The sequence below is a fragment of the Corallococcus sp. AB049A genome (genome assembly GCF_003668885.1).
Classification (GTDB): domain Bacteria; phylum Myxococcota; class Myxococcia; order Myxococcales; family Myxococcaceae; genus Corallococcus; species Corallococcus interemptor.
In genome coordinates this window covers 1-24,891 of the sequence record NZ_RAWL01000081.1, presented here as the reverse complement: position 1 = coordinate 24,891, position 24,891 = coordinate 1, and the positions used below count along the sequence as shown (strand labels likewise).

The window sequence follows — 24,891 nt, the reverse complement described above, 5'->3', positions numbered from 1 at the left end:
GCCCCACGGGGCTGCATGCGGGCCCTCCTCTCCGGGCACGGAGCACCCTGCCTCCTCCTGCCCCCTGTTCGCCGGAGGCGGGCGCGCATATAGGCTTCGCCGGAATGAGCAGCCGTTCCCCTTCCGCGCCGGACGCCGACGCTCCGCCCCTGGGCATGTCGGACGTGAAGGTCCGCGCGCAGCGCTCCATCATCGCCCTGCTCCTGCGGACGGTCGGCTCGCTGGGCCTGCGCGTGGTGAGCTCACTCACCCTGTCGCGTCTGCTGTTCCCCGGGGACTATGGCGTGTTCGCCATCGTCGCCTTCACCTCCGCGATGGGCGCGTTCCTGGGGGACCTGGGGCTCAGCGCCTCGCTGGTGCGCCAGCAGCACGAACCCACGCAGGACGAAATCACCTCCGCCTTCTGGAGCCACCAGGCGTTCACCGTCTTCATCGTGGGCGTCATCGTGCTGCTCGCGCCGTGGCTGTCGCGCACCTACGAGCTGGGGCCTTCGGGCGCGGCCATGGTGGGCACGATGGCGGTGGGCCTGTTCTTCCACTCGCTGCGCGTCATTCCCATCATGATGCTGGAGCGGCGGCTGCGCTTCCCGACGCTCGCGCGCATCGAGCTCATCGAGAGCGTGGCGCAGACGGCGGGCAGCATCCTGCTGGCCTCCTTGCACTTCGGAGCGTGGTCGCTCATCGGCGGCGGGCTGGTGCGGGGCGCGGTGGGCATGGTGCTGTTCTGGGCGGCGGCGGGCTGGCGGCCCCAGGGCACGTTCCGCTGGGACATCGTGAAGCGGCTCTTGTCCTTCGGCATCTGGTTCCAGCTCACGGGCCTCATCCCCGCGGTGCTCCAGGGTTGGATTCCGCTCGTGGTGGGGCGCATGGAGGGCAAGGACGGGGTGGGCCTGGTGAACTGGGCGACCGCGCTGGCCTCCGTGCCGCTGGCGGTGAGCAGCGTCCTCACCCGCGTCGCGTATCCGGCGTACAGCCGCATGCAGGAGGACGCGGCCGCGTTGGCGGACTACCTGCGCACGTCCATCCGGCGCGTAAGCGCGGTCCTGTGCCTGGCCATTCCCTTCGGCGTCATCGCGCTGCCGCCCTTCATCCCGGTGGTCTTCGGTGAGCGCTGGAGCCTCGCGTCCACGCTGGTGCAGTGGTTCACCATCGAGGCGTCGATGCTGGCGGTGCAGGGCCTGCTGAACTCCCAGCAGCACGCCAGCGGTCACGCGCGGGAGCGGATGTACGTGGCCACCGCAGGGAGCCTGCTGCGCTTTGGCCTGGGAGCGCTGGCGGTGATGCATTGGGGCATCGTGGGCGTCGGGGTGAGCGCGACGGCCGTGACGCTCACGGAGCTGTGGTTCACGGCGCGGCTGGTGGCCCGCCGCAACCCGCACCTGTCGCGGCTCGAGTTCGAGGTCATGGAGCCGTTCCTCACGGTGGGCGCGCTGCTCGCGCTCGCGGTGGGCTGTTCGCGGCTCGCGATGGGACAGGACGGGCTGCTCGTGCAGGCGCTGGTGGCGGCGGGGCTGCTGACCGTGCTGGTGCTCGCGCGTGAGACCACGCGGCGCGGCCTGTCGTTGCTGGGAGAGCTGCGCGCCCTGGTCCAGCACCTGCGCGCGAGGCGGGCACCTCCATGAGCCCTGCGTGGCACCTGCTGACAGGTGAGTATCCGCCGGCTCCTGGGGGCGTCTCCGACCACACCCGGAGCATCGCCCACGCGTTGGTGAACGCGGGGGAGACGGTGCACGTCTGGACCCCTGGCGCCGAGGGCGTCACGGATGATCAGGGTGTGACGGTGCACCGGTGGCCCGGCCTCTTCACCCCGCCGGGGTTGGTGCGTCTGACGCGTGAGCTGGATGCGACGCCCGCTCCTCGGAGGCTGCTGCTCCTGTACGTGCCGCAGGCGTTCGGCCTGAAGGCGATGAACGTGCCGTTCTGCGCCTGGTTCGCCGCGAGGCGGCAGGACGAACGCGAGCTGTTCATCCATGAGGCGGTGTACCCGTGGAGCCCGCGCGCGCCGTGGAAGCACCAGGTGCTCGCGGGGGTCACGCGGGTGATGCTGCGCACGCTGGCGCTCGGAGTGGAGCGCGCGTACGTGTCCATCCCCACCTGGGCGGAGCATCTGCCCGAGCCCCTGCGCAGCCAGGCCCGGTGGTGTCCCATCCCCAGTCCCCTGCCCCTCGACGTGCCGGAGGAGGCAGTGCGCGCGGTGCGGGGTACGCTGGGCGATGGCCCGACGGTGGCGCACTTCGGCACGTATGGTGGGGCCATCGCGGGTACGCTGGAGGCGGTGCTCGTGCCGCTGTTGCAGCGGGATGAGCGGAGGCAGGCGCTGCTGCTGGGCCGGGGCAGTCAGGGGTGGAGTGACGCGCTCTCGCGCAAGCATCCCGCGCTGGCTCGCAGGCTCCATGCGAGGGACGGACTGGGACCGGAGGCCGTGGCCGCGCACCTGCGTGCGGCGGACGTGATGTTGCAGCCGTACCCGGATGGCATCAGCGCCCGGCGCAGCAGCGCGATGGCCGGCCTGGGCCTGAGGATGCCCATCGTCACCCACACCGGGCACCTGAGCGAACGGCTGTGGCGCGACCATCTGCCCGTGGCACTCGCGGACGATGCGTCCCCCGCCGCGCTGCTGGCGCTCACCGAGCACCTGCTGGAGGACAGCAAGGAACGGCGGGCCCTGGGCAGGCGTGCGGCCCGCGTCTACCGTGAGCAGTTCGCGCTGGAGCACACGGTGGCGCACCTGATGCGTCGCACTGGGAACGCCGTGAGCGACACGCCCCTGGCGCCAGAACAGCGTGACGCCGCGCTGAAGGACCTCCTGGGGGACGATCGCACCGCGATGGTCAAGGCGTCGAAGCTGCTGTGCGATGACAAGTCGACCACGCCCACGCTGCTCCGATTCCTCGATGCGGAGACGCGCGTCGACAATCGGCACGCCATCCTCTACGCGCTGACCTGGCACAGCCATCTCGCGCAGTGGGACCTCATGGTCGGCATCCTCAAGGATGTTCGGGAGGCGCCGCTGGTCCGTGGTCAAGCCGCGGAGTACCTGGCCTACAACTTCCCGAAGGTGAGAACGGACTCCGTGGAGTTCAAGGTCGCGGTCGACGCCCTGCTTGAAGCGTTGAAGGACCCTTCGCCTGAGATGCGCTACTGCGCGGTTCACGCCCTGGGCAATACGGGGCACCCGCCGCTGCTTCCGGCACTCCGGGAGATGCTCCAGGACACGACCCCGGCTCCGGGATGGGTGGGCACCGTGAGTTCCCAGGCATCGGAGTCGATGGAATGGCTCGAGAGCATGCATGAGCAGCGGCGTAAGCAGGGGCCCTGAGGTGAGCACCTTGCGGCTGAAGGTCCTGATGGATCCGCGCGAAGAGGGCTGGCCCAGCATGGACCTGGTGGGCGAAGCGCTCGTGGACGGACTGGCGGCGTTTCCCTCCGAGGTCGCCGTCACCCGCGTGCGCCCATCCATTCCGCAGGCCGTGCGCACCCTTCCCCGCGTGGGCAGCCGCAAGGCCGCCTTCAACGCGGACCGGCTGCTCACCCGCTTCGGCCTCTATCCCGCGCGGCTGCTGCGTGAGCGTGTGGGACACGATGCGTTCCACGTCGTGGACCACACCTACGCGCAGCTCGTCCACGCGCTGCCCGCGGAGCGCACCGGCGTCTTCTGCCATGACCTGGATGCGTTCCGCTCCGTCCTGGAACCGCACCGCGAACCGCGCCCCACGTGGTTCCGCTTGATGGCACGCGCCACGCTCAAGGGCCTGGAGCGCGCGGCCGTCGTCTTCCACAGCACGCAGCAGGTCCGCGACGAACTGCTCACGCACGGCGTGGTTCCCCCCGAGCGGCTGGTCTGGGCGCCCTACGGTGTCTCGCCGGAGTACCAGCTCGCCCCGGTTCCCGGAGACGCCAGCGACGCCGTGCTCGCGCCGTTGAAGGGCCGGCCGTACCTGCTGCACGTGGGCAGCGCCATCCGCCGCAAGCGCCTGGACGTGCTCTTTGAAACCTTCGCGGCGCTGCGAACCCGGCACCCGGACCTCATGCTGGTGCAGCAGGGGGGCGAGCTGGACGCGGCCCAACAGGCCCAGGTGGCGCGGCTCGGCTTGAAGGGCGCGCTGCTGCAACCGCCCCGGCAGGAACGGGCCACGCTCGCGGGCCTGTACCGGCGTGCCCGCGCGGTGCTGGTGCCCAGTGACGCGGAGGGCTTCGGCCTGCCCGTCATCGAAGCGCTGGCATGTGGCGTCCCCGTGGTGGCCAGCGACCTGCCGGTGCTGCGCGAAGTGGGCGCGGATGCCTGCACGTACTGCCCGGTGGGCGACGTGGCCGCATGGGCGGAAGCCGTGGATGCGTCGCTCACGGGCCGCGTGCCCGCACCATCCCCGGAGACGCGACGCGCACGGGCCGCGCGCTTCACCTGGAGCGCGCACGCGCGCACCGTGCTGGACGCGTACCTGCATCGCCTTGACCGCCCCGGGCGGGTCTGATTCGGTCGCGTCCGCGTGCGGATTTTGTTCCTCAACCCCGTGGGAATCCTGGGCGGTGCCGAGCGCGCACTCGTGGATCTCCTCGCGTGCCTGCGCACGCTGGAGCCCGGCCTGTCGCTGCACCTCATCGCGGGCACGGACGGCCCCCTCGTTGAGACGGCCCGAGGACTCGGCGTGGACACCCAGGTGCTCGCCCTGCCCGACCGGCTGTCCGCGCTCGGGGACAGCGGTCTTCGCGAGCAGGGCCGCGCCGGGCTCCTTCGCTTCGCACGTGAAATCGCCCCCACGCCCCTGCTGCTGGCCCGCTATGGCCTCGACCTGCGGCGCGCGGTGCGAGACGCGGCGCCGGACCTGCTGCACTCCAATGGCATCAAGACGCACCTGCTGAGCGCGGCCACCACGGGGCTGCCCATTCCGCGCGTGTGGCACGTGCACGACTTCCTCGGGGAACGGCCGCTCGTACGCCGCGCGCTCTCCGGCCTGCATCCATTGGCCTCGGCCGCCATCGCGAACTCGCAGGCCGTGGGTGACGACGCGCGCACGGTGCTGGGGAAGGTGCCCGTGCACGTCGTGCCCAACGGCGTGGACGTGGAGCGGTTCTCCCCCGCCGCCGGTGACGGCGCGCACCTGGATGCACTGGCGGGACTACCGCCCGCGCCTCCGGGAACGCTGCGCGTGGGGCTCGTGGCCACGTACGCGCGTTGGAAGGGACACGACGTCTTCCTGGAGGCCGCGGCACAACTGACGCGCCAGCCCGTGCGCTTCTACCTCGTGGGCGCGCCCCTCTACCGCACGGCCGGCTCGCAGTTCACCGACGCGGAGCTGCGCGAACAGGTGGAGCGCCACGGCCTCACGGGCCGCGTGGGCTTCGTGCCCTTCCAGCCCGAGCCCGCCCGCGTCTACCGCGCCCTGGACGTCTTCGTGCACGCGAGCACCCGCCGCGAGCCCTTCGGCCTCACCATCGCCGAAGCGCTCGCCTGCGGCCGGGCCGCCGTCATCTCCAGGTCGAGCGGAGCCGCCGAAGCCCTGCGGGATGGCGAGGACGTCCTGGCAATCGAACCCGGAAACGCGAACACGCTCGCGGCGGCCCTGCGCCGGCTGCTGGAGGACGAAGCCCTGCGAGCCACCCTGGCCCGAGCGGCCCGAGACACCGCCGTGCGCCGCTTCTCCCGCGAGCGCTACGCCCGGGACATCCTCGCCGTGTACCGGAGCCTCGTCCCCGCGCGAGGGCACCCATGATGCGTCCCCGGAAGCTCGTCACCGTCTCGCACTCCTACGTCGTCACCCTCAACCGGCGGCTGGCCAACGAGATGGCGCGCGTGGGCGCCGGCCGCTGGGACGTCACCGCCGTGGCGCCGAAGGCCTTTCACGGAGACCTGAGCCCGCTGGTGCTCCAGCGCGACCCGAACGAGGCCGTGAACCTGGAGGGCGTGCCCGCGTACTTCAGCCGCTCGCTGCACGGCTTCGTCTACGGGCCGGAGTTGCGCGCGCACCTGTCGCGAGGCGCGGACCTGGTGCACCTGTGGGAGGAGCCCTACGTCTTCTCCGGCCTGGAGGTGGCGCTCCTGACGCCGCGTCACGTGCCGCTCGTCTTCTGCACGTTCCAGAATCTGGCCAAGCGCTACCCCCCGCCCTTCGCGCAGGCCGAGCGCTTCGTCCTGCGCCGTGCCGCGGGGTGGATCGCCTGGGGCCAGACGGTGCACGACAACCTCCTCGCCCGGCCCGGTTATGCGCAGCGTCCCTCGCGCTTCATCCCCGTGGGCGTGGACGTGGAGCACTTCCGCCCGGATGCCGAAGCGGGCCGGGCGTTCCGGGATGCCCAGGGCTGGACGTCCGAAGGGCCTCCCGTGGTGGGCTACCTGGGCCGCTTCGTGCCGGAGAAGGGCTTGCGGCTCATGATGGATGCGCTCAACACGCTGCGCACGCCGTGGCGAGCCCTCTTCGTCGGAGGAGGCCCCCTGGAGACGGAACTGCGCGCGTGGGCACAGCGCCACGGAGACCGGGTGCGCATCGTCACCGGCGTGAAGCACGCGGAGGTGCCTCGCGCGCTCAACGCCATGGACGTGCTCTGCGCGCCCAGCCAGACGACGCCCGCGTGGAAGGAGCAGTTCGGCCGCATGCTCGCGGAGGCCTTCGCGTGTGGCGTGCCCGTGTTCGCCAGCGACTCCGGAGAGATTCCGCACACCGTGCGCGATGCCGGGCGCATCCTGCCGGAGGCGTACGGCGATGCCTGGGTCGCCGCGCTGGAGGAGCTGCTGGAGAGCCCCGCTCAGCGTCAGGAACTGGCGGCGAAAGGCCGCGAGCGAGCCATGTCCCGCTTCGCCTGGCCCGTGGTCGCGAAGGCGCACCTCGACTTCTTCGAGCAGGTGCTCGAGCGCCGCGCCTGAAGGCTCACGCCTCCAGCCGCTCCACCACCGCCTCCGCCATCGCGTCCCACGTCCAGGCCCGCAGCTCGGAAGACAGCGCGGTCACGGCGGGCATCCAGTCTCCGCTCCGGGCCCGCCACTCCTCCAGGCGCCGCACCAGCTCACCCGAGTCCTCGGGGTCGTCCAGCAACAGCCCCTGAAGTGACGACGGATAGCGCTCCGCCACGCCCGCCGCTCGGCTCACCATCGCGGGGATGCCCACGCACAGCGCTTCGTGCACGCCCAGGCCGTAGGACTCGTAGCGCGTGGGAGACACCAACAGGTCGGAGGCGGCCATCAGGCGGGGCACGTCGTCGCGGAAGCCCAGGAAGTGGATCCGCTCGCCCAGCCCCTGTTCACGCGCCGCGCGCTCCCAGGCTTCGCGCTGCGCACCTGTCCCCGCGACGTACAGGTCCACGTCCCACTCGCGTCGCGCGCACAGCCGCGCCCACGCATGGAAGAGCGTATCGAAGCCCTTGCGCCGGTCCCCCAGCGCGCCCACGAACAGCGCGGTCCGCCGTTCCTGAGGCCAGCCCAGGGACGCACGTGCCTCGCGCCGGAGCGCGGGGGACGTGGACGGGAAGCGCGACGGGTCACCGCCCAGATACACGACGTGGACGCGGGACTCCTCCACGCCCGTGGCGGCCAGCAGGTCCTGCCGCGTGCGTCGCGAGTTGGCCAGGATGATCCGCGCCCGTCGCAGCGCACGTTGCTCACTGCGCAGGTGCAGCTGGTGGCTCACCTGGCCCTTGAGCCTGCGAAGGGGGCTGCCAACGGGCTCGGGCGCGTGCGCGGCGTGGACGTAGTGGACCCAGTTGGCGGCGGGCACCTCGCAGTTGCCACCGTTGGCCACCACCTGTCCGCCTTGCGCCAGCGTGCGCGCGGCCCAGTAGCGTCCCACGGCGTCGAGCAGCGGCTCGCCGAGCAGGTACGCGTTCGCGGGCTTGGGCACGCGGACGAAGTGCACGTTGGGGTAGCGCAGGAGCGAGTCCTCCACCCGGTGCGCCACCAGCCGCACCGGCCCACCCTGGCGCGCGAGCCAGTCCGCCAGCGCGAGGTTCGCGCGGTCCATGCCTCCGGTGGAGACGAAGTCACCGCTGATGAGCGTGTAGGGCCGCATTCCGGTTCCAGTACGCGCTGAAGAAGGCCGCGTTGAGCAGCCAGAACTCCATGCCCATCTGGCTCATGAAGAACTGATAGCTGAAGGTCTGCGCCAGCGCGCCCAGGTCATACGCGAACAGGAGGCTGCCCCAGAGCCAGAACTCGCCCGCCGAGTCATCGCGGCGCCGCGCCACCTGGAAGCCCCACCACAGGGTCGCCAGCAGCGCGAGCGGATAGCAGACGAGCCCCAGCCACCCGCCGTCGTACGCCCACGCCGTCCACTGGATTTCGGCCCACAGCGGAGGGCTTTCACGGTCGAGGTTGTCGCCGAAGTAGGCGTTGGCCATGCCGTAGCGGCCCAGGCCCGCGCCCAGGGGGAACTCCGGGAGCACCTGGTCGAAGGTCTCGTCGAGGAAGCGGCCCCGGTTGGAGTGATACACCTGCGAGGGGTCGGACGCCGTGAGCGTGCTCCACCGCGAGAGCACCGCGTCGCCGCCGACCGCGACGGCCCAGCCGAAGGCCACCACGGCGAAGCCACCCACGACCGAGGCCAGCGTCACGAGGCGCACCCACCGGCCACTCACGGTGAGCACCAGCGCCATGGCCGCCATGCAGACAATCAGCGTCACCGCCGCGACGCGCACCTGCCCCAGATAGAGACAGACGAGCCCGATGCCGATGCCCGCCGCACCCAGCAGCTTCCGGGACATGCCCTGACGGCTGAGCAGGAACGCGCCGCCCAGCAGCACCGAATAAAAGGCGCCAGTGGCGGCTCCGCCCGGGACGTCCGTCAGCCCCATGGGGCGGAACACGCGCGCGCCGCTCGCGGTCTCGAACTGGAGGCTGCGCACGTAGCCCTCGCCCTGGCTTTCAACCATGGCGGACAGCGCGGGCTGGAAGCGTCCGGGGAAGGTCACCTGCAGGATGCCCAGCGACGCGCTCGCCATGTTGAACAGGAAGAGCAGCAGGACGACGCGTCCGAACATCTTCGCGTCGATGCGCAGGCGGCTCGCCCAGAAGAGGGGCGCGAACACGGAGATCTGGATGCCCAGCTGCGCGGCGGCCGCCAACGGCGTGTTGGTGCCGGGGTGGAAGAAGTTCAGCGCGGTGAGCCCCGCGGACGCGAGCAGGAAGGGCATCGCCGGGTGCTTGAGGCGCGGGCCCTTCACCAGGAACAGCAGCGCCAGGCTGGTGCCGAACGACAGGATGCGGAACACCACGCGCACGGGCGCCAGCGCTTCGAACAGCAACGCGAGCTGGCAGACGAAGAGCAGCGCGATGAACGCCACCACCACGCGGCCCGAACCGAGCAGCCCCGGCGGCGCGGGAGCCGGAGCAGGCACGGCCTGCGTCGTCACGGGCTCGGGCGCGCGGCGCACGTAGCGCTGGTGCAGCACACCAGGGCCACGGAGCTGGGGACGAGGACTCGCGCTCCTCACGCGGCGGGCCCCCGAGCCACGGAGCGCACCGCGTCCTCCAGTCCTTCGAGGAACTCAGCCGGAGCACTCAGCGCTCGCGCGCGAGACGGGCCACCGCGCCCCAGCGTCCGCCGGGCCGATTCATTCTCGATGAGTTCGCGCAGTGCCTGGGCCAGGGCCTCCGGCTTCGGAGGCACGAGCACGCCGCAGGACGCATCGACGATCTCCAGCGGTCCGCCCAGCGCGGTGGTGACCACGGGAAGCCCAGCATAGAGCGCCTCCACGAACGCCAGGCCAAAGGGCTCCGGGCCGGTGTTGGGCTGACAGTGCAACTCCGCCGCGCGCAGCAGCCGGGGCACATCCGAGCGCTGTCCGAGGAAGCGCACGCGGTCACCCAGCCCCAGCGCCGAAGCCTGGGCCTTCAAGCCCTCTTCGTAGGAGGCCTCTTCCGGACGCTGCGCACCACCAGCGAACCAGGCCTTCCAATGAGGCACCTGGCGCAGCCGGCCCAGCGCTTCAAGGAGCAGCCGCTGCCCCTTCCACTCCTGCATGCGGCTGGCATGGACGATGACGACATCGGACGAGTCCGCGCCCAGCTCTCCCCGGAGCGAGGTCCGTACGGAAGCAGAGAGACCCGGGCCACCGTCCCGGACAGGAGGATGGAGCACGCTTGACGGCGTGCGCGGATACACGCTCGAAAGAGTGCTCGCGGTGTAGCGGCTGTTGCACAGCGCCAGGTCCGGAGACGTGACCCGGGCCCACCGCTCCACCCAGTGCGTGCCCGACAGCGCGTCGTGCTGGAAGAAGATCAGCGGAACACCCGCTGAGCGAACCACCGGACCAAAGAGGGCCTGGGGCCACGCCGCGTGACACACCACCGCGTCGAACGCCTCCCGCTGAAGCAGCGCCTTCAACGAGCGCCGAGCCTCCCAGACCCGCCAGGGACGGCTCACCTTCGCCGGCCCCAGCATCGTCAGAGGTGCGCCCGCCGAGCGCAACTCATCCGCGATGCGGCCCTCGAAGCAGAGCGCGAACGCATGCACCGCGCCGCCGTCCCGCTCCGCGTTCGCGAGCGCCAGCGTACGCAGCAGCGTCTCGACGCCGCCGTAGAGGTTGCCGCTGGAGACATGCAGCACGCGAAGCGATGTCCCAACCGAGGCCTGCCACCTGCGCGAGACAGAGGTGCCAGCATCCGTGTCATCGACGGGCTGGTCGCCGGCGCCATGCGATTCACGCGAGGAGGCGCCTCCCGTCTCCGCACCACCCCGCTTGCCGCTGGACTTGCGCGACCCGTGCATGCGCGGCCCTTCAGCGCCCACCCGCGACGTGCCGGACGGAGGCATCGCTCCCGTCCTCCGCCACGGGCCGGCGTCCGAGCGCCTCCGCGTACAACCCCAGACTTCGCGACGCCATCACGTCATGGGCGAACTCCGCCCGCGCGCGCTCCTGCGCCCCTCGCGACAGCCGCTCGCGCAATCCCGGTTCCTCCACCAACCTCCGCGCCGCCGCCGCCAGCGCCCTCGCATCTCCCACGGGCACGGTGAGGCCGGTGCGCTCGTGCAGGCTCACCCACGCCACACCGGAGTCCGGCACCGCGGTGTTGAGCACGGGCAGGCCGCTCGCCAGCGCCTCCACCTGCGACAGGCCATACGCCTCGCTGCGCGCGTTGCTCGGGAACCACAGCGCCGTCGCGGCCCGGTACGCGCCCGCCAGCGCCTCTGGCGACAGGTAGCCCGCCCACGTCACGCGGTCTTCAATCCCCAGCGCCTTCGCCCGCGCGCGGCCCTCCTGCGCCAGCGGCCCCTCGCCCACGATGACCAACCGCCCCGGCGCGTGCACCAGCGCCTCCAGCGCCGTGAACAAGCCCTTGTAATAGACGAGCCGCCCCACCATCAGCCACAGCGGCCCGCCCGCCGCCTCCGCCGTCCACCGCGCCTGCGCCTCGCGCGCCTCCGCGGAAGGAGGCCGCAGGTACGACTCCAGCTCGATGCCCAGCGGCAGGATGCGGACCTTCGACTTGAACGTGGACAAGAGCGACGAGCCGCGCACGTACGCCTCGCTCGTGGCCAGGAGCCGCGCCGCGCGCGAGTACAGCATCCACTCGAAGGGACGGAACAGCGCGCCCGCGATCTTCTGCCGGATGACGTCGCTCTGGTGCGTCACCACCACCGGGGGCAGCCGCGGAATCGCATCCAGCGCCAGCACCATGCTCGGGTTGGGCACGTGCAGGTGCACCACGTCCACGCCCCGCGCCAGCGCCCGCCGCAGCACGAACGGCAGCGACGGCATCACGTCCATGCGCGCCACCGACGCGAGCCGCCCCAGCCGCACCACGCGCACCGGCCCATCCCACGCCTCACGCGTGGGGCTGCGCCCGTGGAACTCGTGGCTCGTGCCCGTGCCGTCCACCGAGTGGTTCGCGCACAGCACCTCCACCTGCGCGCCCAGCGACGCCTGCGCCAGCGCCAGCGTGCGCACGTGCGCCTCCATGCCGCCGGAGGCCGGAGGGTAGAACTTCCCCAGGTGCAGCACCCGCAGCCCCGCGCCCTTCACGACGGCGCCACCCCGCCCTTGGGCTCGTCCTGCGTCGGACCGTAGCCCTGGTAGCCCAGGTACGTGTCGCCGTAGCGAGGCTGCCGCAGGTCCACGTCGTTGAGGATGGCGCCGAACATCCGCGCCTGCACGTCCGCCAGCGAACGCAGCGCGCGCTTCGCCGCGCCCCGGTCCGTCCGGCCCGCCTTGAGCACCATCACCACGCCGTCCGCCTGCGTGGCCAGCACCGCCGCGTCCACGACGGCGTTGAGCGGCGGGCTGTCCAGGATGATGCGGTCGAACTTCTCCCCCGCCTGCCGCAGCAGCTCCTTGAAGGCGCGCGTGTGCAGCAGCTCCGCGGGGTTCGGCGGCAGCGGGCCACACGGCAGCACGAAGAGGTTGGGCACCTCCGTGCTCTTCACCGCCTTGTCCAGCGAGCCCTCGCCCACCACCAGCGAGCTGATGCCCAGGTCGTTGGGCACGCCGAACGCGCGGTGCAGCCGAGGCCGGCGCATGTCCGTGTCCAGCAGCAGCACGCGGTTGCCGCTCTGGGCCATGGCCACGCCCAGGTTGATGCACGTGGTGGACTTGCCTTCCTGCGGCCCGCTGGACGTCACCACCAGCGTCTTGCAGGGATGATCCGGCGACATGAACAGGAGGTTCGTGCGCACCGCGCGGCAGCACTCCGCCACCGCCGAGCGCGGCGCCCGGTGCACGTACAGGTCGCGGTCGCCCGGCGCCTTCGTGGCCTCCATGCGCGGCACCACGCCCAGGAACGCCAGGCCCAGCACCTCCTCCACGTCCGCCTGCGACCCGACGGTGTTCTCCAGCATCTCCAGGAACAGCGCCACGCCCAGCCCCAGCAGCAGCCCCATCACCCAGCCCACCATCAGGTTGCGCCGCGTGTGCGGCCGCACCGGCACCGTCACCGGCTGCGCGGCGTCCAGCACGCGCACGTTGCTCGTGCGCAACAGCCCCGACAGCTCGATGTCCTTCAGCCGCTTGAGCACCAGCTCATACAGCCGCTGCGTGTTGTCCGACTCGCGCTGCAGCCGTCCGTACTCGATGGCCTTCTTGTTCACCTGGAAGGCCTCGGCCTTGGCCGCGTCCAGGAGCTTGTTGAGGTTCTTCTCCTCGCCCTGCGCCTCCACCAGCTGCGTCTCCGCCGAGCGCACCACGTTGGTCAGGCTCTTGAGCAGGTCCGCGCGCACGACCTCCAGCTTGCGGTTGCACTCCAGGAGCTTCGGGTGCTCCGGCAGGTAGCGCTCGCTCAACTCCGCGCACGCGGCCTTCTGTTCGCCGTAGCGCGATTTGAGATCTTGGATGGGCCCGTCCTTCGCGCCGGGCACGGCCTCCGCCCAGGTCTCGTCGTTGTTGCCGGCGTCCTTGCGCAGCCGGTGGATGGCATCCACGCGCGCCTGCTGCGCCGCGATGCGCGTCTGCACCTCGGTGAGCTTCAGGTTGTAGGAGTTGATCCGCTCGCTGACGATGGACAGCCGCGACTCCAGCGACGTGGACAGCATGTCCGCGTCCTTCTTCAAGTCGTAGACGGCCATCTCGTCGGACCTGGACTGGCGGCCCAGCTCGCCCAGGCGCCCCTCCAGCCACGTGCGCGCCTCCTCCGTGGTGCGCAGCTTGAGCGCCAGGTTCTCCGCCATGTACGCGGCGGCCACTTCATTGGAGAGCAGCGCCGCGCGCGCCGGGTCCGTGTCCTCCACCCCGATGTTCATCACCCGCGAGTCCTTGCCGGGCACCACCTGGATGCGCGAGCGCAACAGCCCCACCGCGTCCGCGTCCTCCAGCGCCTTCGCGCGCTCCGCCGGGTCCTGGTTCGCGGGCAGCCCCAGGAAGTCCGCGTCCTTCGCCAGCCCCAGCCGGTCCACCACGCGGGTGGCCACCGCGCGCGAGGTGATGATCTCGCTCTGCGTGGCGTAGTACTCCTTGTTGAACCAGTAGTTGCTGCGCTCCTCCCCCATCACCTCCTTCACCTCGCCGTCGAGGATGCGCGGCGCGGTGACGTCGATGATGAGCGAGGTGCTGGCCGAATAGATGCGCGGCTGCCGCAGCGACCAGGCCGCCGTCAGCGCGGTGACCCCCAACGCCACCCCGAGCATCACCCACCGCCGGCGCCACACGCCCCGCATCCGGTGCATCACGCTCGCGGACGTCGCGCCGGGAGCCCCACCGGCCGGGTCCAACACCGTTCCTTCCACGTCGCGTCTCTCCGGAAGCTGGCTGCCGCGGGCGGTCTTCCACCGGCCCGAAGGCCTCCGGACCCGACCTGCACCCACATCGCGCTGGGGGAATAACAGCCGGAGCGTGCAACGGGCGGGGCGGGTTGTCCATCCGACGGACGCCGCCTGGATGCCCCCCATCCATCCGTTCCGGTCCGGGAACGCGCACCCTGGATGCGCCTGTGGTAGTGAGCGGCGCCATGGTTCCTGCTCTCTCCGTCGTCCTGCCCTTCAATCCCGCCACCGCCGAGGCGGCCGCCCGGTTCGCGAACGCGCTGTCCGGACAGGCCCAGGTCGTCCTCGCGGGTGAAGGCCATGTGGACGTCACGCCCGGTCCCAACGTCCACGTCCTCTCCGCCCACGGCGGCAAGGGGGCGGCCATCCGCGCCGCGCTGCCGCACGTCACCGGCGCGCACACGGTGCTCCAGGATCCGGACGCGGCCTACTCGCCGGACAGCTACGACGCGCTGGTGCAGCCCCTGCGTGACGACACCGCGGACGGCGTCTTTGGCCGGCGCCCCGGCATGTCCCCGGAGATGGTGGCCGAGCGCGCGCTGGGCGGCATCACCCGCTTCGTCACCGACGTGGCCCTGACGGATCCGCTCACCGGCCTGCGCGCCTTCCGCACGGAGGCGCTGCGCTCCATCCAGCTCACCAGCGATGACGACTCGGTGGACGCGGAGCTGGTGGTGAAGATGGCCGCGCAGCTCTTCCGCCTCACGGAGGTGGCCCTGCCGCCGCTGCAGGCCGTGCCGCGCCGCCCGGCCTCCGCGCACCTGGCCCGCCTGCGCACGCTGGTGCGCTACGCCACCGTGCGCGACGACGCGGACAACCAGCACGAGGGCTACTCCACCCTGGAGCGCATGGACGGCGCCACCCACTACAACCAGTGGCTGGGCCGCCGCTTCCGCGAGCACATGGGCCGCCGCGTGCTGGAGATTGGCGCCGGCATCGGCACCATCACCCGCGAGCTGGAGGGCGGCGCGGAGCACCTGGTGGCGCTGGAGGTGGAGCGCTTCTACGTGGACCGCCTGAAGAACATGTTCCGCGGCAAGCCCCACGTGCGCCCCTACCTGTCCGACGTGGCGCTGGCGGACTGGGAGTCGCTCAAGGCGGAGAACCTGGACACCATCGTGCTGTCCAACGTGCTGGAGCACATCCCGGATGACGCGTCCGCGGTGCGCCGCTTCCGCCAGATTCTCCAGCCGGACGGCCGCGTGCTCATCCTCGTGCCGGCGCTGCCGCAGCTGTTCGGCGCCATCGACGAGGCCGTGGGCCACTACCGCCGCTACACGCCGGAGACCCTGCGCGCGGTGCTGGAAGAGAACGGCTTCCGCGTGGACACGCTGGAGTGGATGAACCTGGTCGGCCTGCCGGGCTGGTTCGTCAACAGCCGCATCCTGCGCCGCCGCGCGGTGCCCAAGCTCCAGCTCAAAATCTACGACACGCTGGCGCCGCTGTTCGCCCAGGCCGAGCGCCAGGTGAAGCTGCCCGTGGGCATGAGCCTGTTCGCCGTCGGCCGCGCCGTCTGATGCCCGTGCCCCACGCCCCGGGTCTGCCGAAGGCGGTGTGGGCCACGGTCGTGGCGCTCTACGTGGTCCTCTTCCCGTACCACCCGGGCCTGCGCTCGCCCAACGAGCTGTGCCGGCTGTGGCAGACGCGCGCCCTGGTGGAGGACGGGACGCTGGAGATCAACCGCGCCCTGCGCGACTACGGCCCGGTGGGTGACCTGTCGGTGATGGACGGGCGCTACTACCCGTCCAAGGCGCCGCTGCTGTCCTTCGCCGCGGTGCCCGTGTACGCGGGCCTGAGGCTCCTGGGCGGCGGCCACCGCTACGCCGTGCCGGAGGTGCCGCTCGTCTTCTTCAGCCGCCTCTTCCTCACGGTGCTGCCCACGCTGTGGCTCCTGTGGCTCCTGCGGCGCTTCCTGCGTGCCTTCCTGTCGCCCGTCGTCGCGGACGGCGTCACGGTGACGTACGCGCTGGGCTCGCTCGCGTTCAGCTACTCGCTGCTCTTCATGAGCCACCAGACGACGGCGGTGCTGCTCTTCGCGGGCTTCTACGCGCTCTGGAAGCTGTCGCGGGGCGAGTGGCGCGAGCGCGGCTACGCCGTGGCCGGCGCGTGCGCGGGCGCCACCGTCGCGGCGGAGTACACCGGCGCGCTGGGCGTGCTGGGCCTCGTGCTCTACGCCGTCCTCACCGTGCTGGGTACGCCGGGGGCTCCGGAGCCTTGGGCCGCGAGGATGAAGAAGCTGGGCCGGGCCACGGGGCTCGCCGTGCTGGGCGCGCTGCCCTTCATCGTCGCGCTGGGGCTCTACCACCAGGCCACCTTCGGGCACCCGCTGGAGACGGGCTACAAGCACCTCAACGACGCGGCCTACCAGCCGTGGCACCTGGGCGGCTTTTTGGGCATCCGCACGCCGGATCCGCGCGCCTTCACGCTGTCGTTCTTCTCCCCGCTGCGGGGGCTCTTCACGCTGTCGCCGTTCCTGCTGCTCGCGCTGCCCGGCCTCGCGCTGCTCAAGCGCCAGGGCCGCACGTCTCCGGAAGCACGCGCGCTCTTCTGGATGTCCGCGGCGACGCTCGCCGGCTACACGTACTTCACCTCGTCGTTCACCTACGACTCGTGGGGCTGGACCACGGGCCCCCGGCACCTCACGGGGCTGGTGCCCTTCCTGCTCTTGCCCGCGGGCCTGGTGCTGGAGCGGCTGCGCGGCGCGGGCCGGCCGGTGCTGTCCGGCATCGCGGCCATGCTGTGCGCGGCGTCCGTGCTCGTCACGGGCCTGGCCACCTTCGTCAACTACATCCCCGACGACGTCTCCACCCCCGTGCTCGCGCTGGCGCGGCCGCTGCTGCTGGACGGCTACCACCCGCCCAACCTGCTCGCCTTCGCGGGCCTGCCCACGTCGCTGGCGGGCGCGGTGCTGTTCGCGGCGCTCGCCACCGTGGCGGCGTTCCTCTTCGGGGCGCTGTGCAGGGACGCGGCCGGACGCGCGCCTTCGCCTTCCGCCTGGGTGGCGGGGCTCGCGACGCTGGCGGTGCTCGCGAGCACGCAGGCGCTGTTCACCCGGAACGACCGCGCGGATGAGAACGCGGTCCGCTTCCTGGAGTCCGTCTGGCTCCAGCCCCCGGGCCGTCCCGGCGTGGCCTTCTGGCCCCGGGCGGGCTCCTGAGGGCGTGGCTATACTGGCGCCCCCCGCTCCCTTCCGGAGACCGTGCATGACCTCGCGGTGGTACCTGCTGTCCGCCCTCCTGCTGTGCGCCCCCGCCGTCTCCCACGCCGAGGACGCCGCGGCCCTCTGGGACAAGAGCTGCAAGAACTGCCACGGCCCGGATGGCCGCGCCCAGACGCGCATGGGCCAGAAGGAGTCCATCCCCGACATGAGCACCGCCGCCTGGCAGAAGGCGGAGTCGGACGCGGAGCTGCGCCAGGTCATCGCCAACGGGTCGTCCCACAACCCCAAGATGAAGGCCTACAAGGACCGGCTCACCGCGGAGCAGATGGACGCCCTGGTGCGATACATCCGCACCTTCAAGGCGAAGGAGTAGCGCTCGTGAATAACCCTTCGCGTCCGGGCGTCGTGGGGATTGGGAGAATGGGAGCCGCCATGAAGACCCTCACCGTCGCCATCGTGTTCTGCCTGTCCATGGTCAGCCTCTTCACGTCGGTGCGCGCCGACGCCAACGCCTTCCCCCGGCTGGAGCCGGGCGTCTCCCAGCCGGTCGCGCTGATGCCCAAGGGCGGCGACGGCAAGGGCGGTGGCAAGGGTGGCAGCGACGGCGGCAAGGGCGGCGGCGAGGAGGACGAAGAGGAGTACCGCCGCCAGACGCGCGCCCTCTCCCAGAAGGCCGCCCTGGAGCTGGTGGACCCCGGCGTCCTGGACGACATGCTCCGCCTGCGCGCCGCCGTGCGCGCCGGTCAGCGCTGACGGACCGCGCCTACCTCGCAAGAATGAGGGGGCTCGCAAAGTTTGCGCAGCCACCTGACGTCAGACGGCACCCCCCCGGAATGTGGACATCCCTTATTCCGGCGGGTTGAGTCCCTGACATCCCGGCACGAAGATTGCTGAAATGGGGTTCCCAAGGCGTGTCTCCCCCCAGGGGCACGCGAAGGAGCCCCCCAGATGGTGCGTCGCCCAACTCCCCGCCGCCAGTCCCGTGGTTTCACGCTCCTGCTCGCGCTGGGCGTGGTCGCGGTCGTGACGATGGCGGTGATGCTCAGCTACAGCGTGGTGGGCCGCGAGGCCGACACCCAGGCGGACACCCGCCGCCAGAAGCAGGCGTTCTTCGCCGCCGAGGCGGGGCTCGCGGAAGGCCGCGAGAAGGTTCGCCTGCTGATGGCGAACAACGGCAACAACGAGACCCTGGCGATTCCCGCCGTCCTGGGTGGAGCCACGCCGGTCGCCGACATCCCCGCGCTCGCCGCGGCCAATCCGCCCTGGTACGAGCTGCTGCCCGGCTCCGGGCCCGACAAGTGGAACAAGTACACCCTGCTCAAGGCGGGCCTGGCGCCCTCGGAGATCCCCCCCGGCGTGGACTACCCGGAGCAGGCCAACGTGCGCTACCGCGTCTTCGTCCGGGACGACGACGAGGGCGACAACAACGCCACCGTGGACACCAACGACCAGCTGTGGATCCTCGCGGTGGGCGAGGTCACCACGGCGAACGGCCGCCCGACACGCTCCATGGTCCAGGCGCTGGTGACCAACGCGACCGGCGATTCCATCTTCATGCCCGGCTGCGGAATGAAGAACTGCGGCCCTGACCAGAGCGGCGGCGGCAATCCCGACGTGGGGCAGGCCGGCGGCGGCACGACCCAGTACAGCAACCCCTATCCCTGACCTCGTCTTTTCCCACGAGCCCCCCCATGAAACGCCTGACTCCCCTGCTGCTGCTGTTGCTGCCGGCGCTCGCTGGCGCCCAGGACCGAGGCGCGGTGGCCTTCAACAAGGCCTGCGCCCAGTGCCACCAGGCCCGGACGCCCACGGAGAAGCCGAACACCCTGCTCGCCGTGCGTCAGCCGGTCGGTCCGTACATGGACCAGGTGCTGAAGAAGAAGGACCTGTCGGAGGTCCGCACCTGGGTGGAGTCCCCCCACCGGATCAACCCGAAGACCAACTGCGACACGCGCCTGCTGGCCCGTGACGACCTGGACGCCCTCACCAGCTACCTGTCCACCGTGGTGGTGGCGCCTCCGCCGACCCGCCGGATGCGGCTGCGCAAGCAGATGGACGAGCAGGTGTCGGCGCGCAACCGCGCCGCGGCCGAAGACAAGGCGAAGTCCCAGCCCAAGACTCAGGGGAAGAAGTGATGCGCACGCACTTTCAACGGACCCTCACGGCGCTGGTGCTCACGGTCGCGACGCCGTCGCTGACCACCGCGCAGCAGCTGTGCCAGGACGACCTGTCCAACGACAAGCAGGGCGCCTTCCAGCTGGGCCCCAACGGCCTCACCGTCGCCAACAACACCATCATCCTGCGCGACGACGGCCGGCTCCAGCTCAACACCAACCTCAAGAAGCTGGACTCGGAGAACATCTCCTTCCCGTTCGACCAGACGGTCACCATCGACTACGTGTACGAGTCCGCCGGTGCGTCGCACTCGCTCGGCTACATGTACATGGATGACGTGGTGGCGCGCGGCTACGCGGACGCCGTGACCCACGAGCTGGTCGACGAGAACAGCAACGGCATCTACGACCTGCACGAGGCCATCTACAACCTCACGCCGGACGACGACGCCACCGTCCCGGCCAAGTACCGCTACATTGGCAAGACGCGGCGCTGCAACCGGACCTTCACCTCCGGCGGCAAGACCTACATGGAGCCGGACCTGGCCATGAAGGGCGACTGCAGCAAGACGTTCGCCGCCAAGAACGACGTGACGGACGCGCGCCCCGGCCGCGCGGACTCCAGCGCCTACAACATCGCGAACGACTGGGTCGGCTCCAACGAGGTGGGCGGGACCGGCGGCGACAACGGCCTGTTCCCGTACATCCCCAACCTGCTGGAGCCGTCCGCCCCGGAGAACGACAACGAGGGCATCGGGCGCATGGTCTTCCTGCTGGGGGATGACGACAGCGACAAGGCCGTCCACCGCAACCTGGGCCCCGTCACGGACATCGCCGACACCTACGACGGCGTGCCGGACTACAACGTCTCCCAGTACGACTTCCGCGGCATCAAGCTGCCCGCGCCCCCGGCCGGCGACCCGGAGTACGACAACTACACGAAGATCAACACCGGCGACCGCCGGGTGAACCTGGGCCTGGTCAAGGGCGGCAAGGAGATCATCTTCTTCGCCGTCGTCTACTACGACGCCCGCCACAACACGGACAACGACACGGTCGCCCCCTGCCTCAAGCGCAAGCCCTACGCGAACAACCCGGCCGAGGACGGCAAGTGCCTGCTGCACCTGCAGACGTCCATCTCCGTGTTCTTCTCCAAGGCCTCCTGGAACCTGGACCAGAACTTCAAGGCGCCCGCGGACAACAAGGTGACGGAGCGCAACATCGGCTGCAGCTACGACGACAGCTGCACCTCGCCCTCGTCCGGGTCGGCCTGCACCATCGCGGGCACCTCCAAGAAGGCCTGCGGCTGGCTGGAGCAGGACACGCTCGACCGCCTGGATTCGGTCGCCTACAAGAACCTGAAGATGCCGAAGGAGGGCGTGACCGTGATGCGCCCCGGCACGGAGGCCTCCAATCCGCAGGTCGCCATCGACAAGATGAACTTCATGCCCCACGTCATCGTGGGCGCGCCGACCACGGACCCCTTCCGGTGGATCCTCGGCTTCGAGGACCTCAACGGCGGCGGTGACCGCGACTTCAACGACATCGTGTTCATGATCAACAAGGAGAACGGCGGCGGCGCGCAGTCCACCACGGTGTCCTCGGACGTCATGAGCGACGACGGCGACAAGCTGGGCCCGGAATTCACCATCACCAAGGTCCGCTTCCGCCGCCAGGACGACGTCGCCCCGTACGCGACGCCGGGCAACCCGCCCACGAACATCCGCTCCGGCTGCTCGAAGGCCCCCTGCTGGACGGAGGAGATCGCCGGCGCCTGCACCGCGAGCGGCGTGAAGCCCACCATCACCTATTCCATCGCGGTGGACTGCCGCGTCCTCGACCCCGTCACGAACCTGTACAAGAAGAACGAGACGCCCACCTGGGTGCCGGTGCCGCTGGACAACGAGAAGCAGTACCCGGACCAGGAGGTGGAGATCGACATCCTGGCGCTCGGCCTCACCGGTTCGCAGCTGTGCTGGAAGGTGGACATCAGCAGCCCCAGCGAGCTGTGCCGGCCCATCATCGACGACGTGGACATCGGCTACCAGGCGGTGCGCTCGGGCGCCTACGCGCGCTCCAGCCCCAGCACCATCGGCAACGTCGCCGTCTGGGGCGTGAACGAGACCCCGGGTCAGAACTGGGGCAAGAACTGGACGACCACCCCGGGCGCGCTGCCCCCCGCCGGCAACCGCGCGTATGACAACTCCAAGGACTTCACCATCCGCGGCCGGCTGTTCATGCAGTCGCTCTACGACCCGGAGAACACCAAGGCGACCGCGACGAAGCTGCGCTGGGAGGCCGGGCGCGTGATGGCGCTGTCGCTGGCCAGCTCCAACCCGCTCAACCGGAAGATCTACACGGTCAACGGCGCGGGGGACCGCCGGGAGGTCAAGGACGCGGACGTGGGCGGCACGCTGATGCCGACCTCGCTGTGCAACACGTACAGCGAGATCGACGGGCGCTACCTCTACGACATGAACAACGACGGCATCTGCACCGTCGTCGCGTCGACGGCGCCGTACAGCGACCGTCAGTTCCTCATCGACTGGCTGTATGGCTATGAGAACGTGAACGCGGCGACCAGCGCGGACAAGTTCCGCCCCTGGCCGTTCGGCGGCATCAACCTCTCCACGGTGGCGCTGTCCGTCCCCCCGTACCAGGACCCCTGGTACCAGAACGCGAAGCCCGCCGAGCGCGACCTCTACCGCGACAACTTCATGAAGCCCCTGGAGACCCGCACCACCCGCGCCTTCGTGGGGACGATGTCGGGCGTGCTCCACTCCTTCACCGCGGGCGCCTTCCGCAACGGGGTGAACGACGGCTGCGTGCCCGGCGCGCAGTTCCGCGGCTACTTCGTGCCCTCGGACTGCCCGACGAACGGCGATCCGGCGCTCCGCGACTACGGCTCCGGCGGCGAGGAGTTCGCGTACATGCCCAACCTGCTGCTGAGCCAGTACCGCAACCAGTACGTGCGCTTCCGCGGCTCGGGCACCCTGCCCCGTCCGCAGATGGACGCCTCGCCCACCATCGCCAACATGGACTTCGGTGACCGCGACGACTGGGATGCCTCCATCAAGTACACCTGGAAGCCGGCGACCTCCGCGCAGACGAAGAAGGGCGCCAAGACGGTGCTCGTCTCCGCGACGGGCAAGACCAGCCCGGTGGTGTTCGCGCTGGATATCACCAACCCGAAGGACTCCTGGTACCCGCTGCCGCTGTGGGAGTTCAGCCTGGCGGACACGGACGTGGCGAATGCCTTCACCAACGCCATCAAGAACGACTCCAGCGTGCTGATGCCGGACAACTCCGGCTCCCGGCACGCCCCGTCCCTGGTGCGCATCTCCTGGGGCTCCGAGCAGGACAAGGACCGGCGCTGGGTGGCGGTGGTGGGCACCGACTACGACCCGGGCGACCTGCGCGCGGGCGCCGTCTACCTGCTGGACATGAAGACCGGCAAGCCGCTCACGTACGGCAACGGCAACCCCGGCAGGTACGCGGGCGTGCTCACCTTCGAGCAGGGCTCGGGCATCGCGGCGGAGACGCCGATGGTGGACCTGGACCAGGACGGCTCCTACGACGTCATGTACGTGCCCACCACGGCCGGCAGCGTCTGGCGCGTCAACCTCAAGAACGTGAGCACCTCCCGCAAGCTGGGCAGCCAGGTGCAGAAGTGCATGGTGGCCCACGCGGCCTCCGCGCTGCAGGGGCGCGCGGACGCGAGCCAGAAGGAGCTGGACCTGCAGGAGCTCTACTCCAACATGGCCGTGAAGCTGGTCAGCACGGACGCGGGCCCGGCGGTGCGCTTCTTCTTCGGCACCAGCGACAGCCCGGACAAGTACACGGACGGCTACGCCCCGGATGTGCAGAACCCCTCGAACCCCACGTACCAGTACCACCTGCTGGCCTTCGAGGACCCGGACCCCGCCGGCAAGAAGCCGTGCGCTGAGCTGCAGCCCCTGTGGGTGCAGAAGCTGTCCCCGGGCCAGAAGCTGTGGGGCGGCGTGGCGCTCAGCGCGGACAGCATCTACGCCGCGACCGCGGTGGGCACGGCGGCGGACATCTGCAGCCTCAACGCGAGCAAGCACGGCGAGGCGTACACGGCCAACCAGACGACCGGTGTGCTGACCGGCGGCGGGCCGGCCGCGCTGGAGGGCCACGCCATCTCCTCGCCGGTGGTGCACGACGAGCACCTCTTCGTGCTCTCCGCCACGGGTAAGATGCAGTTCACGGGCGATCCGAACGAGTGGAACAACAAGGCGGGCACGAGCGGTTCGTCCCGCTCGCAGATCATGCTCTGGGAACCGCTGCCCGACGGGAGATTGCCGCAATGAAGCAGCGCGCCTCACGGGGTGTCACCCTGCTGGAAGTCATGGCCACCATGGCCGTCATGCTGCTGGGCGTGGCGGCGGCGATGACCGTGGTGAGCCAGACGACCCGCTCCAACCGCCGCACCCTGACCGCCAATCAGGCGCAGATCATCGCGGAGCGCACGCTGGAGAACATCCTCCAGCGTGGCTGCCAGGGGTCTCCGACCTGCGACGTGGCGAAGGACGAGACGTTCAACGTCTGGCAGACGTCGGACGGCTTCCTGCGCAACAGCGCGCCCACGGATCCGAAGGTCGTGGCGCGCATGTACACGGTGGACGTCGACGTGGACAACCCGCAGGTCCCCGGCACCATGGAGGCCGGCGGCAGCATGGGTGAGCCGGCCCTCAACCGGAGCCTCGTGGGGGCCTCGTCGGGGACGCTGGTGAACGTGCGCGTGTCCGTGAGCTGGGTCGAGCCGGGCATCCGCACGGACCGGCAGATGGTGGTCATGCAGACCCGGATGGCACCGTGAAACACACTTCAATCCAAGGCCGGGGCTTCACGCTCCTGGAAGTGATGATCGCCAGCGCGCTGGGCGTCGTCGTGCTCACCACCGGCCTGGTGGTGGGCGCGCAGATGCAGAAGCGCGCGCTGTTCGAAGAGCAGACGATGACCGCGCAGGTCACCGGGCGCGCCGTGAAGGAGATGCTGGCGCTGGACATCGCCCGGGCGGGCGCGGGCATGGGCAACGCGCCCATCGCGTTCGCCAAGGCCGGCGGCGGCACCGACGAGCGCTCGGCCATCTCCGTCTATTACAGGCCGGACCTGAAGACGGGCACGGGCACCCCGTTCGGCGCGGACGCGAACTTCGAGCTGCCTCCCGTGGGCTTCCCGGCGTCGGATGCCATCCAGCTCTACTGGGGGGACACCGCGGGGATGATCAAGCTCGCCCCGTGCGCGAACTCGAAGGTCCGCGAGTCCAAGAGCAGCTTCTGCGGCACCCCGGTCGCGTCGGCGGCGATGATCACCCCCAGCGGCCCCGCGTCCGCCATCATGGTCAGCGGGGGCAACCGGCCGGCCTGCCCGGTCAGCATCACCGCCATCTCCCAGGGGACGGTGGGCCCTCCCGCCA

At 70.6% G+C, this 24,891-nt stretch carries 19 protein-coding genes; 14 read left to right on the top strand and 5 right to left on the bottom strand.

Annotated features, from left to right (window positions below; translation table 11 throughout):
* The first annotated feature begins 104 nt into the window (after positions 1-104).
* The 5 genes from D7X55_RS11810 (at position 105) to D7X55_RS11785 (ending at position 6,859) form a co-directional block, all read left to right on the top strand.
* On the top strand, positions 105-1,622 hold the full coding sequence (locus D7X55_RS11810) for an oligosaccharide flippase family protein (RefSeq protein WP_120548318.1): 1,518 nt from the start codon (positions 105-107) through the stop codon (positions 1,620-1,622).
* Positions 1,623-2,827: 1,205 nt separating this feature from the next.
* Positions 2,828-3,319: a HEAT repeat domain-containing protein gene (locus D7X55_RS47590; RefSeq protein ID WP_370450113.1), complete on the top strand. Its 492-nt coding sequence runs from the start codon at positions 2,828-2,830 to the stop codon at positions 3,317-3,319.
* A gap of 28 nt (positions 3,320-3,347) precedes the next feature.
* Positions 3,348-4,472 carry a glycosyltransferase family 1 protein gene (locus tag D7X55_RS11795; RefSeq protein WP_199746935.1) on the top strand — a complete coding sequence of 375 codons (1,125 nt, stop codon included), beginning with the start codon at positions 3,348-3,350 and terminating at the stop codon, positions 4,470-4,472.
* Positions 4,473-4,487: 15 nt separating this feature from the next.
* Positions 4,488-5,711 (top strand): glycosyltransferase family 4 protein, encoded by a 1,224-nt coding sequence (locus D7X55_RS11790; RefSeq protein WP_121723111.1) that lies wholly within the window; start codon positions 4,488-4,490, stop codon positions 5,709-5,711.
* Complete coding sequence (locus tag D7X55_RS11785) at positions 5,708-6,859, top strand: glycosyltransferase family 4 protein (protein WP_120548321.1); 1,152 nt, start codon at positions 5,708-5,710, stop codon at positions 6,857-6,859. Before D7X55_RS11790 ends, D7X55_RS11785 begins: the two co-directional genes overlap by 4 nt.
* 4 nt (positions 6,860-6,863) lie before the next feature.
* Here the strand turns inward: D7X55_RS11785 and D7X55_RS11780 are convergent, their stop codons facing one another.
* The 5 genes from D7X55_RS11780 to D7X55_RS11760 are packed head-to-tail and all read right to left on the bottom strand — an operon-like array spanning position 6,864 to position 14,141.
* Complete coding sequence (locus D7X55_RS11780; protein WP_120548340.1) at positions 6,864-7,949, bottom strand: glycosyltransferase family 4 protein; 1,086 nt, start codon at positions 7,947-7,949, stop codon at positions 6,864-6,866.
* Between the two features lie 19 nt (positions 7,950-7,968).
* A complete protein-coding gene (locus D7X55_RS11775; RefSeq protein WP_233609803.1) occupies positions 7,969-9,375 on the bottom strand; it encodes an O-antigen ligase in 1,407 nt (468 codons plus the stop codon).
* A gap of 38 nt (positions 9,376-9,413) precedes the next feature.
* Positions 9,414-10,739, bottom strand: coding sequence for a glycosyltransferase family 4 protein (locus tag D7X55_RS11770; protein ID WP_233609802.1), 1,326 nt, complete (start codon positions 10,737-10,739; stop codon positions 9,414-9,416).
* On the bottom strand, positions 10,705-11,949 hold the full coding sequence (locus D7X55_RS11765; protein WP_121723110.1) for a glycosyltransferase: 1,245 nt from the start codon (positions 11,947-11,949) through the stop codon (positions 10,705-10,707). Before D7X55_RS11765 ends, D7X55_RS11770 begins: the two co-directional genes overlap by 35 nt.
* Positions 11,946-14,141 (bottom strand): polysaccharide biosynthesis tyrosine autokinase, encoded by a 2,196-nt coding sequence (locus D7X55_RS11760; RefSeq protein WP_121723109.1) that lies wholly within the window; start codon positions 14,139-14,141, stop codon positions 11,946-11,948. Before D7X55_RS11760 ends, D7X55_RS11765 begins: the two co-directional genes overlap by 4 nt.
* Before the next feature lie 221 nt (positions 14,142-14,362).
* On the opposite strand from D7X55_RS11760, the gene D7X55_RS11755 reads away from it, so the two are divergent.
* The 9 genes from D7X55_RS11755 to D7X55_RS11715 form a co-directional block, all read left to right on the top strand.
* Positions 14,363-15,694, top strand: coding sequence for a bifunctional glycosyltransferase/class I SAM-dependent methyltransferase (locus D7X55_RS11755; protein WP_120548342.1), 1,332 nt, complete (start codon positions 14,363-14,365; stop codon positions 15,692-15,694).
* On the top strand, positions 15,694-17,334 hold the full coding sequence (locus D7X55_RS11750; protein ID WP_233609801.1) for a hypothetical protein: 1,641 nt from the start codon (positions 15,694-15,696) through the stop codon (positions 17,332-17,334). Before D7X55_RS11755 ends, D7X55_RS11750 begins: the two co-directional genes overlap by 1 nt.
* A gap of 46 nt (positions 17,335-17,380) precedes the next feature.
* Entirely contained in the window at positions 17,381-17,710 is a 330-nt protein-coding gene (locus D7X55_RS11745) for a cytochrome c (protein ID WP_120548325.1), read from the top strand.
* 59 nt (positions 17,711-17,769) lie between these two features.
* A complete protein-coding gene (locus D7X55_RS11740) occupies positions 17,770-18,090 on the top strand; it encodes a hypothetical protein (RefSeq protein WP_120548326.1) in 321 nt (106 codons plus the stop codon).
* Between the two features lie 195 nt (positions 18,091-18,285).
* Positions 18,286-19,002, top strand: coding sequence for a hypothetical protein (locus tag D7X55_RS11735; RefSeq protein ID WP_199746933.1), 717 nt, complete (start codon positions 18,286-18,288; stop codon positions 19,000-19,002).
* 26 nt (positions 19,003-19,028) lie between these two features.
* Entirely contained in the window at positions 19,029-19,472 is a 444-nt protein-coding gene (locus D7X55_RS11730; protein ID WP_120548327.1) for a c-type cytochrome, read from the top strand.
* Positions 19,472-23,782: a DUF4114 domain-containing protein gene (locus tag D7X55_RS11725; RefSeq protein WP_121723108.1), complete on the top strand. Its 4,311-nt coding sequence runs from the start codon at positions 19,472-19,474 to the stop codon at positions 23,780-23,782. The genes D7X55_RS11730 and D7X55_RS11725 overlap by 1 nt, the downstream gene beginning before the upstream one ends.
* On the top strand, positions 23,779-24,291 hold the full coding sequence (locus tag D7X55_RS11720; RefSeq protein ID WP_233609800.1) for a prepilin-type N-terminal cleavage/methylation domain-containing protein: 513 nt from the start codon (positions 23,779-23,781) through the stop codon (positions 24,289-24,291). Before D7X55_RS11725 ends, D7X55_RS11720 begins: the two co-directional genes overlap by 4 nt.
* The coding region (locus D7X55_RS11715) for a PilW family protein (RefSeq protein WP_147470088.1) at positions 24,288-24,891 on the top strand (604 nt) is incomplete at its 3' end. The genes D7X55_RS11720 and D7X55_RS11715, both read left to right, overlap by 4 nt.